The sequence below is a fragment of the Curtobacterium sp. JUb34 genome (assembly GCF_003755065.1).
GTDB lineage: Bacteria > Actinomycetota > Actinomycetes > Actinomycetales > Microbacteriaceae > Curtobacterium.
On record NZ_RJVH01000002.1, the window covers coordinates 50,117 to 62,471 of the forward strand.

The 12,355-nt window shown below is 69.6% G+C and carries 10 protein-coding genes; 6 read left to right on the forward strand and 4 right to left on the reverse strand.

The annotated features are described in order from the left end of the window. Positions 1–187: 187 nt before the first annotated feature. Entirely contained in the window at positions 188–1,216 is a 1,029-nt protein-coding gene (locus tag EDF63_RS06750; RefSeq protein WP_123312276.1) for a TerC family protein, read from the reverse strand. 217 nt (positions 1,217–1,433) lie between these two features. Between EDF63_RS06750 and ftsY the strand changes: the two genes are divergently transcribed. Together ftsY and EDF63_RS18415 are read left to right on the forward strand one after the other, a co-directional pair. After that, complete coding sequence (gene ftsY / locus EDF63_RS06755; protein WP_123312277.1) at positions 1,434–2,303, forward strand: signal recognition particle-docking protein FtsY; 870 nt, start codon at positions 1,434–1,436, stop codon at positions 2,301–2,303. Between the two features lie 59 nt (positions 2,304–2,362). Beyond that, complete coding sequence (locus EDF63_RS18415) at positions 2,363–2,521, forward strand: DUF4175 domain-containing protein (protein WP_139199230.1); 159 nt, start codon at positions 2,363–2,365, stop codon at positions 2,519–2,521. Between the two features lie 162 nt (positions 2,522–2,683). Here EDF63_RS18415 and lipA read toward each other — a convergent pair whose 3' ends face one another. Further along, positions 2,684–3,667, reverse strand: coding sequence for a lipoyl synthase (gene lipA, locus EDF63_RS06760; protein ID WP_123312278.1), 984 nt, complete (start codon positions 3,665–3,667; stop codon positions 2,684–2,686). Then, a complete protein-coding gene (gene lipB / locus EDF63_RS06765) occupies positions 3,664–4,338 on the reverse strand; it encodes a lipoyl(octanoyl) transferase LipB (RefSeq protein ID WP_123312279.1) in 675 nt (224 codons plus the stop codon). The genes lipA and lipB overlap by 4 nt, the downstream gene beginning before the upstream one ends. Positions 4,339–4,486: 148 nt before the next feature. On the opposite strand from lipB, the gene EDF63_RS06770 reads away from it, so the two are divergent. Together EDF63_RS06770 and ffh are read left to right on the forward strand one after the other, a co-directional pair. Continuing rightward, positions 4,487–4,951, forward strand: coding sequence for a hypothetical protein (locus EDF63_RS06770; RefSeq protein WP_123312280.1), 465 nt, complete (start codon positions 4,487–4,489; stop codon positions 4,949–4,951). Between the two features lie 43 nt (positions 4,952–4,994). Next, positions 4,995–6,548: a signal recognition particle protein gene (gene ffh, locus EDF63_RS06775; protein WP_123312281.1), complete on the forward strand. Its 1,554-nt coding sequence runs from the start codon at positions 4,995–4,997 to the stop codon at positions 6,546–6,548. Positions 6,549–6,652: 104 nt separating this feature from the next. Here the strand turns inward: ffh and EDF63_RS06780 are convergent, their stop codons facing one another. Further along, positions 6,653–7,792 (reverse strand): glutamate--cysteine ligase, encoded by a 1,140-nt coding sequence (locus tag EDF63_RS06780; protein ID WP_185021391.1) that lies wholly within the window; start codon positions 7,790–7,792, stop codon positions 6,653–6,655. Positions 7,793–7,910: 118 nt separating this feature from the next. On the opposite strand from EDF63_RS06780, the gene aroA reads away from it, so the two are divergent. Both aroA and EDF63_RS06790 read left to right on the forward strand, forming a co-directional pair. Next, positions 7,911–11,165 carry a 3-phosphoshikimate 1-carboxyvinyltransferase gene (gene aroA, locus EDF63_RS06785; protein ID WP_123312283.1) on the forward strand — a complete coding sequence of 1,085 codons (3,255 nt, stop codon included), beginning with the start codon at positions 7,911–7,913 and terminating at the stop codon, positions 11,163–11,165. Further along, positions 11,162–12,340: an acyl-CoA dehydrogenase family protein gene (locus tag EDF63_RS06790; RefSeq protein WP_123312284.1), complete on the forward strand. Its 1,179-nt coding sequence runs from the start codon at positions 11,162–11,164 to the stop codon at positions 12,338–12,340. Before aroA ends, EDF63_RS06790 begins: the two co-directional genes overlap by 4 nt. Positions 12,341–12,355 lie beyond the last annotated feature (15 nt).

Sequence of the window (12,355 nt, forward strand, 5' to 3'; positions counted from 1 at the left end):
GCCGCGAAAGCGACAGATCTCCGCCAACAGTTCGCGGCAATCTGTCGCTTTCATGGAGAGGATCGTGGGTCCGCGACGAGATCTGTCGCTTTCGCGGCTCTGGTCGCGACCACGGACGGACGGGAGGCACGGTGCCAGCTGGCACCGTGCCTCCCGTCCGTGTTGCCGCCCGTCCAGGGCGTGACGGCTACTCCGCGTCGGCCGCGACCGACTCCTTCGGCTCGCCGGTCGGGGTGAGCCCGCGCTCCTGGCGCTTCTTCGAGACGACCAGCGAGGCGGTCGTCGCGACCGCGATGGTCAGCATGATGAAGCCCAGCGAGAACCAGATCGGGATCTCGGGCGCCCACTCGATGTGCTCGCCGCCGTTGATGAACGGCAGCTCGTTGACGTGCATGGCGTGGAAGACGAGCTTCACACCGATGAAGCCGAGGATGACCGCCAGGCCCTGGCCCAGGTAGATCAGGCGCTCCAGCAGGCCGGCGATCAGGAAGTACAGCTGCCGCAGCCCGAGCAGCGAGAACGCGTTCGCGGTGAACACGATGAAGGCGTCCTGGGTGAGCCCGAAGATCGCGGGGATCGAGTCGAGCGCGAAGAGGACGTCGGTCAGACCGATCGCGACCATGACGAGCAGCATCGGGGTGAACAGGCGCTTGCCGTCGACCTTGGTGGTCAGGCGGTCGCCGTCGTAGTGGTCCGAAGTCGGGATGATGCGCTTGAGGATGCGGATGAGGCGCGAGTCGCCCTCGTCGCCGCCGTGGTCGTTGCCGCTGCGGGCCTGCGACCAGGCGAGCCAGAACAGCAGCGCGCCGAACAGGTAGAACACCCACGAGAAGTTCTCGATGATCGTGACACCGAGGGCGATGAAGATGCCGCGCGCGACCAGGGCGATCGCGACACCGACCAGCAGGACCTTCTGCTGGAACTCCTTCGGCACCGCGAAGCTCGTCATGATGATGAGGAAGACGAACAGGTTGTCGACCGACAGCGCCTTCTCGGTCAGCCACCCGGCGAAGTACTCACCGCCGGCCTGTCCGCCGCCGAAGACCAGGATGCCGAACCCGAACAGGATCGCGAGCCCGATGTAGAACACGGACCAGAACGCGGATTCGCGGATGTGCGGCACGTGCGGGGTGCGCACGTGCGAGTAGAAGTCGAACACCAGCAGGGCGAGGATGCCTGCGATGGTGAGGAGCCAGACGAAGAGTGGGACGTCCACGGTTTCCTTCAGGTAGGGCGTGCCGCTGATGTGCGGGTACGCCGAGGCCTGAAGGTCTCTTCCGCCGCACGGCACCGGAACCGGTACTGCACGACCGGCGCCCCGGGTCCGGATCGTTCCGGGCCGTACTGACGGGGTCACCGAGAGGGAATACTCCCCTTCGTGAGACCGAGCATACCGGGCACAGCGGACATGCGCCGCGCTCTAAGCTGGGAGCATGGCGAGTTCCTGGTCACTGTCCACACGGCTGCGCGGCCTCTTCCAGCGCAAGACGATCGACGAGACCACGTGGGAGGACCTCGAGACCGCGCTCATCGGCGCCGACTTCGGCCCGGACATCTCCGAGGCGATCATCGACGACCTGCACGCGCGCGTCGTCCGCTACGGCACGACCGACCCGGCCGACCTGCAGCGCATGCTGCGCGAGGTGCTCGAGGAACGGCTGTCGAAGCTCGACACCACGCTCAAGCTCAGCGCCCGACCGGCCGTCGTGCTCGTCGTCGGCGTGAACGGCGTCGGCAAGACCACGACGATCGGCAAGTTCGCCAAGTTCCTGAAGACCTACGACCGCACGGTCCTCGTCGGTGCGGCCGACACCTTCCGCGCCGCGGCGGTCGAGCAGGTCGCCACCTGGGCCGAGCGCGCCGGTGTCGACGTCGTCCGCCCCTCGCAGCCCGGGCAGGACCCGGCCTCGGTGGCGTACCAGACCGTCGAGAAGGCGATCCGCGACAACACCGAGATCGTGGTCATCGACACCGCCGGCCGCCTGCACACGAAGGCGGGCCTGATGGACGAGCTCACGAAGATCAAGCGCGTCGTCGAGAAGCAGACCGAGATCAGCGAGGTGCTGCTCGTCCTCGACGCAACGACCGGGCAGAACGGCCTGGCCCAGGCGCAGGCGTTCATCGAGGGCGCCGGGGTCACGGGCCTCGTCATCACCAAGCTCGACGGCTCCGCGAAGGCCGGGTTCGTCCTCAGCGTGCAGGAGAAGACGGGCATCCCGATCAAGCTCATCGGGCAGGGCGAGGGCATCAACGACCTGACCGGTTTCACCCCGCACGTGTTCGTGCAGAACCTCGTCGGCTGATTCCGGGTACTGTCTCCGCAGTACAGGGATCGTCCAGGTACACCGGAAGGAGCCCCTCAATGCCAGCACTCCTGATCATCGCGATCATCGTCGGCCTCGTCCTGCTCTTCAGCGGCATCTTCGTCGGTGCGCTGAAGTTCCTGCTGTGGGTCGGGATCGTCCTCATCATCCTGGCCGTCATCGGCTGGCTCCTCAGGAGCATCCGCGGGCGCGCATAGCGCACCGGACGCCCTGAACGGGCGGATGAACGGACGGGAGGCACGGTGCCAGCTGGCGCCGTGCCTCCCGTCTGTCCGTGGTCGCGACCAGTGCCGCGAACGCGACAGACTGCCGCGAACTGTCAGCGGAGATCTGTCGCTTTCGCGGACCGGTAGACGGCTTCAGACCGCCTGGCGACCGGGCGCCGCGTCCAGCAGGTGGGAGAGGTGCTCGGGAACCGAGCCGCCGCGCGCGACCGTGGCCCGCGCCCACAGGCGTCCGGCGCGGTACGAGGACCGGACGAGCGGACCGGCGAGCACTCCGGCGAAGCCCATCTCCTCGGCGACCTCACGCAGGGCGACGAACTCCGCAGGGCTGACCCAGCGCGCCACCGGCAGGTGCCTCGGCGACGGGCGGAGGTACTGGGTGAGCGTGATGATGTCCGTGCCGGCGTCGTACAGGCGCTGCAGGGCGTCCTCGATCTCGATGCGCTCCTCGCCCATGCCGAGGATGAGGTTCGACTTCGTGACGAGTCCGGCGTCGCGGCCCTGCGTGATGACGTCGAGGGAGCGTTCGAACGTGAACGCCGGCCGGATGCGCTTGAAGATCCGCGGCACGGTCTCGACGTTGTGGGCGAAGACCTCGGGGCGGGCGTCGAACACCTGGCCGAGCTGGTCCGGGCGACCGTTGAAGTCCGGCACCAGGATCTCGACGCCGGTGCCGGGGGAGTGCTCGTGGATCTGGCGGATGGTCTCGGCGTAGAGCCAGGCGCCCCCGTCGGGCAGGTCGTCGCGAGCGACGCCGGTCACGGTGGCGTACTTCAGGCCCATCGACACGACCGAGTCGGCGACCCGACGGGGCTCGTCGCGGTCGAGCGGCTCGGGCTTGCCGGTGTCGATCTGGCAGAAGTCGCACCGGCGGGTGCACTGCGAGCCGCCGATGAGGAAGGTGGCCTCGCGGTCCTCCCAGCACTCGAAGATGTTCGGGCAGCCGGCCTCCTGGCAGACGGTGTGCAGCTGCTTGTCCTTGACCAGGGCGGACAGCTCGCGGAACTCCGGGCCCTGGGTGGCGCGGGTCTTGATCCACCCGGGCTTCGTCTCGATCGGGGTCTCGGCGTTGCGGGCCTCGACGCGGAGCATCCGGCGGCCTTCGGGGGCGAGGGTCATACGAGGGTCTCCTGTCGAGCGATGCGCTCGCCGCGGCGCATGCCGTCGACGGCGTCCTGGATGCGGCGTGCGACCGCGCGGGCGAGTTCGTCGACGGTGACCGGTCGGCCCGCTGCGGCGCTCAGGGTGGTGACACCGGCGTCGGCGATCCCGCACGGGATGATCGCGGAGTAGGCGTCGAGGGTGTTCGTGCAGTTGATCGCGATGCCGTGGGTCGTCACGCCCTCGGCGACGTGCAGGCCGATGGCGCCGACCTTGGCGGGTGGAGTACGGTCCGCTCCGCGGACCCAGGCGCCGCTCCGGCCGTCGATCCGCCGCGCATCCACCCCGACGGTCGCCGCCGCGTCGATGATGACCTGCTCGAGGTCGCGCACCCACGCCACGACGTCGATCGGTGTGGCCAGTCGGACGATCGGGTAGGCGACGAGCTGCCCGGGGCCGTGCCAGGTGATGCGCCCGCCGCGGTCCACGTCGACCACCGGGGCACCGTTCGTCGGCAGGTCGGACGGCTCGGTGCGGCGGCCGGCGGTGTACACGGACGGGTGCTCGCACAGCACGAGGACCCCGGGGGAGCGGCCGGCGACGACGTCGGCGTGGAGGTCCCGCTGCAGCGCGATTCCCTCGGCGTAGTCGAGCAGCCCGGCAGGCCGCACGATCTCGAGTTCCGGCATGTGAGGGAGCCTACGACGGTTTCTGGACGGAGTACAACAACACGGACGACCTTGACCTGAACCGTGGTTGAGGGCGTCGGATGGCGGACATGGACATCCGCCAGGCACAGCTCGCCACCCGCTCGCTCGACGTGCCGGGATCGCGACGGTGCTGGTCGACGCCGACGGCCGTGACGAGTTCGAGGGCCCGCCGCACTGGAACTCGCGATCGGTGTACTTCGAGGGTCCGGGCCAGCAGCTGCTCGAGCTGATCGAGCGGCGGGACCTCGCCGCGTCCGCGCCCGCGGCGCCAGCGTCTGCACCCGCATCCGCCGCACCCGCACCCGCGTCCGCGTCCGCCGTTCCGCTCGTCTCGGTCAGCGAGGTCGGCATCGCCGTGCCCGACGTCCTCGGTGCCGTCGAGACGCTGCGCCGCGCCGGACTCGAGCCCTACGCCAACCCAGCAGGCGAGGGCTTCGCCGCGGTCGGTGACGTCGACGGCCTCGCCATCCTGGTGTCGCCGGAGCGGCGCTGGTTCCTGACCGCCGACCGCCTGCCGTCGACCGCGCCGGTGCTCCTCGACGTCGGGCTGGACACCCCGGTCGAGCTCGCGCCCGGCGTGCTGCTGCGCTGACCGACCGGGACCCGCGCTCCGAGCCTTGTAGAATCGACGGATCATGGCGCAATTCGGTTCACTCTCCGATCGGCTGACCGAGACCTTCCGCAATCTGCGGAGCAAGGGTCGGCTGACTCCGTCCGACGTCGACGGCACCGTCCGCGAGATCCGGCGGGCGCTCCTCGACGCCGACGTCGCGCTCGAGGTCGTCAAGGCGTTCACCGCAGCAGTGCGCGAACGCGCCCTCTCCGACGAGGTCAACCGCGCGCTGAACCCGGCGCAGCAGGTCGTCCAGATCGTCAACGAGGAACTCGTCGGCATCCTGGGCGGTCAGCAGCGACGTCTCGAGTTCGCGAAGAAGCCGCCGACGGTCATCATGCTCGCGGGTCTGCAGGGTGCCGGTAAGACCACCCTCGCCGGCAAGCTCGGCAAGTGGCTCAAGAAGGACGGCCACACCCCGATGCTCGTCGCGGCGGACCTCCAGCGTCCGAACGCCGTCCAGCAGCTGCAGGTCGTCGGTGAACAGGCCGGCGTGCACGTCTTCGCACCGGAGCCCGGCAACGGCGTCGGCGACCCGGTCAAGGTCGCCAAGAACGCCATCAAGGCCGCCGTCGACCAGCAGTACGACACCGTCATCGTGGACACCGCCGGTCGTCTCGGTGTCGACGCCGAGCTGATGAAGCAGGCCGCGAACATCCGCAAGGCCGTCGACCCCGACGAGGTCCTGTTCGTCATCGACGCGATGATCGGTCAGGACGCCGTCGTCACGGCGCGCGCGTTCCAGGAAGGCGTCGACTTCACCGGTGTCGTCCTGTCGAAGCTCGACGGCGACGCCCGCGGTGGTGCGGCCCTGTCGGTCGCCAGTGTCACCGGCCGTCCGATCATGTTCGCGTCCACCGGCGAGGGCCTCGACGACTTCGAGCCGTTCCACCCGGACCGCATGGCGAGCCGCATCCTCGACCTCGGCGACATCATGTCGCTCATCGAGCAGGCCCAGTCGGCGTTCGACGAAGAAGAAGCCCGTGCGGTCGCCGAGAAGATCGCGTCCGACTCGTTCACGCTGAACGACTTCCTGCAGCAGATGCAGCAGCTCCGCAAGGCCGGCTCGATCAAGGGCATGCTCGGCATGCTCCCGGGTGCCAAGGGCATGCGCGAGGCGCTCGACAACTTCGACGAGCGCGAGATCGTCCGTACCGAAGCGATCATCCAGTCGATGACGCCGAAGGAACGCGAACTGCCGAAGCTCCTGAACGGCTCGCGTCGTCTGCGGATCGCCAAGGGTGCCGGCTCCACGGTCACCGAGGTCAACGCCCTCGTGAACCGCTTCGAGCAGGCCGCCAAGATGATGAAGACCGTCGCCCGCGGTGGTGTGCCGCAGATGCCGGGCATGGGTCCGATCCCGGGCATGCACGGCGGCAAGAAGCAGCAGCAGGGCGGCAAGAAGAAGTCGAAGGTCGGCAACCCGGCCAAGCGCGCAGCGATCGCCGCCGGTGCGGCCGCTGCTCCGCAGCAGGCGCCGAAGGGCTCCGGCCTCGGCCTCGGCGGGGCAGCCAAGGGTGGCAAGGCGCCGACCGAGGAAGAGCTCGCGAGCCTGCAGAAGTTCCTGGGGCGCTAGTCCTTCCCATCGCACGCGCGGTGGAAAACGGAATCGGGCGTACCTGGTCGAAAGAAACGACCAGGTACGCCCGATTCGATCAGGTACGCGGCGAGGCCTCGAGGTCAGAGTGACTCGCGGAACTCCGTCACCAGGTGGCGGACGACCTCGCGCAGGTCCCCGCCGTGCTCCTGCGCGACCCGGAGCTGCCGCTGGTACGACGCCCCGTTCGCGATCATCGTGTCCAGGTGGTGCAACTCCTGCTGGCAACCGAGCCGCTCGGCCACCGGGTCGAGCCGCTGCACCAGGTCGTGCACCTCGTCGGTCACGAGCCGCTCGTCACCGGCGGCGTTCGTGATGATCTCGGCCTCCATGCCGTAGCGGGCGGCGCGCCACTTGTTCTCGCGGATGAACCAGGGCTGCATCGTCGGCAGGGTCTCACCGGCGTCGAGCCGGTCGGACATCGTGGTGACCAGGCACTGCACGAGTGCCGTCACGGCACCGACCTCGTGCAGGGTCGAGATGCCGTCCGACACCCGGTTCTCGAGCGTGCCCCACTTCGGCGACGGGCGGATGTCCCAGCGCAGGTCCTTCACGCTGTCGATGACGCCGGTGTGGGTGAGGTCGCTCACCACCTCTTCGAAGTTCGCCCAGGCCCCGAGCGCCGGCGGCAGTCCACCGGTGGGGAGTTGCTGGAACATCAGCGCGCGGTTCGAGGCGTAGCCGGTGTCGATGCCGGCCCAGAACGGGCTGGACGCCGTGAAGGCCTGCAGGTGCGGGACGTACGCGAGCATCGCGCCGAGGATCGGCAGGGCCTTGTCGCGGTCGTCGATGCCGACGTGCACGTGGACGCCCCAGATGAGCATCTGCCGCCCCCACCAGCGCGTCCGGTCGATGAGGGTCGTGTAGTGCTCGCTGTCCGGGGTGATCTCCTGCTGGTCCCACACCGCGAACGGATGCGTCCCGGAGCACATGACCTGGGCGTCGAGCGGCTCGGCGGCGTCGATGACCTCGCCGATGATGCCCGACAGCTCGCTCGTGGCGTCGCCGACCCGGGAGTGCACGCTGGAGACGACCTCGACGGTGTTCGTCAGGAGTTCCTCGGTCACCCGCTCGCGGTCGCCGATCCGTTCGTGCACGGCCGCGATGACGGCAGGGGCACGGGGCGTGAGGTCGCCGGTCGACAGGTCGACCAGCGGGAGTTCCCACTCGACGCCGATGGTCGACGGAGGGGACTCGGTGAAGCGGATGTCCATGCTGTACATCCTGCCCGGAAGGTTGTCGGACACGCACAACGAAGCACCGTTCGGGTCGTGCGGATCCGATTCACAGTAGTTCCACACCGGGCGTACTTTGGAAGGGATCACCCAGGAAGAGGTACACATGCAGTTGGTCGTGCGCGGCACGTCCGCACCACTCGTCGGGGAGCTCGACGTCCCCGTCTCGAAGTACCACGCGCACCGAGCCCTGGTGCTCGCGTCGCTGGCCAAGGGCACGAGCATCGTCTCCGGCATCAGCGCCACCCGCCAGGTCGAGTGGACCGTCGGCACGCTCCGTGCCCTCGGCGTCGACGTCAAGCGTCGCGGGAACGAGTACCACGTCACCGGGCTCGGCGGCCGGTACGAGGCCACCGACGTCGTCGACCACGGGTCCCGCGGTGCCGACGGCATCCTGAACATGGGGTCGTCCGGCACCACGCTCTACTTCATGACGGGTCTGGCGTCACTCGCCGACCAGCCGATGACGCTCGCGGGCATGAAGTACTTCCAGCGGCGGCCCATCAAGGCGCTGCTGACGTCGCTGACCCAGATGGGCATCGAGCTCGAGGCGACGAACGACTGCCCGCCCGTCACCGTGCAGCCGAAGCGCCCCCGCGGCGGCGACGTCACGATCGCCGGCACCCTGTCGCAGTGGGTCTCCGGCCTGCTGCTGGTGGCCCCGTTCGCCGAGCAGGAGACCCGGATCCACATCACCGGCGGCCGGCTGAACGAGCAGCCCTACGTCGAGCTCACCGTGCGCATGATGCGGCAGTTCGGGCTGACCATCGAGGTCTCCGACGACTGGCTCGAGTACCGGATCCCGGCGAACCAGCAGGCCTCTCCGCACGACTACGTCATCCCGCCGGACATCGGTTCCGCCGCGTTCGGCATCGCCGCTGCGGGCATCCGCGAGTCGAACCTGCTCCTGCGCGGCATGACGGCCTTCACCACCGCCGAGACCGACCACCCGGAGAGCGAGTTCCTCGACCTCGCGACGGCGATGGGCGTCCCGATGCGGATCGACGAGGAGACCGGGTTCGTGCGCATCGAGCACGACGGCTCCCCGCTCCGACCGCTCGACATCGACTGCCAGCCGATCCCCGACCTGCTGCCGGTCCTGTCGACGATGGCCACGTTCGCCGAGGGCACCACCCGGCTCTGGAACGTCGCCCACATCCGGTTGAAGGAGTCCGACCGCGTCGCGGCGATGCTGCAGCTCAACCGCATGGGCGGTCGGGCCGAGCAGGGTGCCGACGAGCTCCGCGTCACCGGTGTCGGCGCCGAGGGACTGCACGGCGCGCAGATGTCGTCGTTCAACGACCACCGCGTGCTCATGTCGCTCGCCGTCGCCGCCTCGAAGGCGCGCGGCACCTCGGGGCTGACCTACCCGCGGGCCTACCGGATCTCGTACCCGACGTTCCTCGAGGCGATGAACTCCGTCGGCCTCGACATGGAGGTCGGCGACGCCCTCGCCGCGCAGATCGCCCGCGACGACCGGGCCGACGCGGCCGAGGCCGCCGAGATGGCCGATGCACGCACCGACCTCGGCGAGCGCACCGATGGCGAGCGCACCGACGGCGAGCGCACCGACGGCGAGCGCGCCGACGCCGAGCGCACCGACCTCGGCGAGCAGCAGCCGGTCGCGCCCACGAGCCCGGAACCGCCCGCGCTCGCCGGCATCGACGCCGACCCCCTGGTGCTGAGCGAGAAGGTCCGTGCGCTCGCCACCAGCGACCCCGACGGCCTCGCCGTCATCGAGGTCGGGGGAGCAGCCCCCGTGAACACCACGTGGCGCGAGCTGCAGGACGAGGCCGACAAGGTCTCCGCGCTCCTGCTCGAACTCGGGGTCCGCACGGGCGAGTCGGTCGCCATGCAGCTGCCGAACTGGCGCGAGTTCGTGTCCATCACGCTCGGGGCGATCCAGATCGGCGCCGTCGCGACGCCGATCATGCCGGTGTTCGGCCCGCGCGAGACGACGATGACGCTCGCCCGGTCGCGTGCTCGGGTGGTGTTCCTGCCGAACCTCTTCCGCAAGCGCCGTCCGGCGCTCGAGCTCCTCGACGTCATCGACGAGGCGAAGGCCCAGCAGCGCCGGCTGTCGGTCGAGCACGTCATCGTGCTCCGGTCCGAGGCGCGCGGGCAGGTCGACGCCCCGACGAACCAGCCGCCGCTGCCCGCCGACGCCCTGGACCGGGTGGCGGCGAGCGACTGGCACTGGCGGTACTTCGACAACGCGCTCGACGCGGTGCACGTGGACGTCGACGAGATCACGTCGCGTGCGCCGGGCCCCGACGACGTCTGCCAGCTGCTGTTCACGAGCGGTACGACGGGGGAGCCGAAGGGCGTGCAGCACCCGCACCGCACCCTCGGTCTGGCCACGGCGATGCACGTCGCGCAGTCCGGCCTGACGAGCGCGGACCGGATCTACATCCCGTCGCCGCTCGCACACCAGACCGGGTTCCTGTACGGCATGCTGCTGGCGTTCCGGCTCGGTGCGCCGCAGGTCATCCAGCCCGTGTGGGACGGCACGGTCGCGCTCGAGCAGGCGTTCGGCGTCGCGAAGGCGTCGTTCGTGCAGTGCGCGACCCCGTTCCTGACCGACCTCGTCGACCTGGTCGAGGCCGGTGCCGCCCAGCCCGAGTCGCTGCGGATCTTCGTGCCGACCGGTGCCGCCGTGCCGCGGGCGCTCGCCCAGCGGGCCGCGACGGTGCTCGGCACGGCGATCCTCGGCGCGTTCGGCACGAGCGAGACCTGCCTCGGCGCCCTGTCCAGCCCGAGCGACGACCCGGCTGCCGCGTACGGGCACGATGGCCGTGCGTTGCCCGGCATCCGGATCCGGATCGTCGACGACGATGGCCACGAGCTGCCCGCCGACACCGAGGGTGACTTCGAGCTGCACTCGCCGACCATGTTCGACGGGTACCTCGATCGCCAGGACCTGACCGACGACGTCTTCACCGAGGACGGCTGGTACAGGACCGGCGACCTGGCGAAGGTCGACGCGAACGGCTTCCTGTCGATCACCGGTCGGGTGAAGGACATCATCAACCGCGGTGGCGAGAAGATCCCGGTCGTCGAGATCGAGAACCTGCTCTACCAGCACCCGCTGGTCACCGACGTGGCGATCGTCGCCATGCCGGACGCCCGACTCGGTGAGCGTGCCTGCGCGTTCGTCGTGCCGGCCGCCGGCGCCGAGCAGCTCGACTTCCGGTCGATGCAGCAGGCACTCGACAAGGCGGGCGTGAGCAAGTACTACTGGCCGGAGCGGCTCGAGTACATCGACGAACTGCCGCGCAACGCGGTCGGCAAGGTCCAGAAGAACATCCTGCGCGAGCAGGCGGCCGCGCTCGTCGCGACGAAGGAGAACGAGACACGATGACGATCGTCGAGCAGACGAGCACCGGCTTCGACGAAGCCGCCTTCCAGCAGCTCAAGGCCGAGGTCACCGAGTGGGTCCGCGGCCGTGGTGAGGAGTGGGCCGAGGAGATCGAGCGCACCGGCCAGGTCGCCCCCGAGCTGTTCCAGGAGCTCAAGGCGAACGGGTGGCTCAGCCTCGCCGCGCCGACCGAGCTCGGCGGACGGGCCATCCCGTTCTCGCGCTACCTGGAGATCATGGAGATCGTGTCGCGTTCGCACGCGTCGATCCGCATGCTCGTGCACGTCATCAACGGGACGTGGCGCGCGATGGCCCCCTACGCGACGCCGGAGCAGATCGAGCAGGTCGTCAAGCCGTCCGTCGCCGGCGACACGCTCGTCGCGTTCACCCTGACCGAGGCCACCGCGGGCACCGGCGCGGACATCCGGACCACCGTCCGCCGCGAGGGCGACACCTACGTGATGAACGGCGAGAAGCACCTCATCACGTTCGGCGTCAAGGCCGACTACTGGCTCATCGCCGCCCGCCTCGAGGGCACCACCGGTCAGGACGGCACGGTCGCGTTCCTCATGCCGAACAGCGGGCTGCCGGGTGCCGAGGTGATCGACGACTCCGACACCATGGGCATCCGCGGCACCGACCACGCGATCCTGCGCTTCACCGACGTGCCCGTGCCGGCCAGTGCGCTGCTCGGCGCCGAGGGCCAGGGGCTCGAGGTCGCGCTCGGCGGCTTCCTGCTGCCGAGTCGTGTGTCCGTCGCGATGAGCGCCGTCGGCCTCGCCGAGCGGGCCAACGAGCTCGCCGTCGAGTACGCCAACAAGCGCGAGACCTTCGGCAAGCAGCTCTCCAGCCGCCAGGCGATCCAGTTCTACCTGGCCGAGAACTACGCCGACATCGCCGCCGCCCGCGCCCTGGTCCTCGAGGCCGCCCGCGCCTACGAGGAGGACCGTCCCGACGCCGGCACGCTGTCCAGCGCCTCGAAGATGGTCGCCGTCGACATGCTCGCCCGCGTCACCGACAAGGCCCTGCAGGTGCACGGCGGCCAGGGCTACTGGAAGCGCAACGCGATCGAGCGCGTCTACCGCGACGCGCGCGCGCAGCGCTTCGAAGAGGGCACCAACGAGATCCAGAAGCTGGTCGTCGGCCGCGCCGTCGTCACCGGCACGGCCGGGTTCTAGACCACCACCACCCAC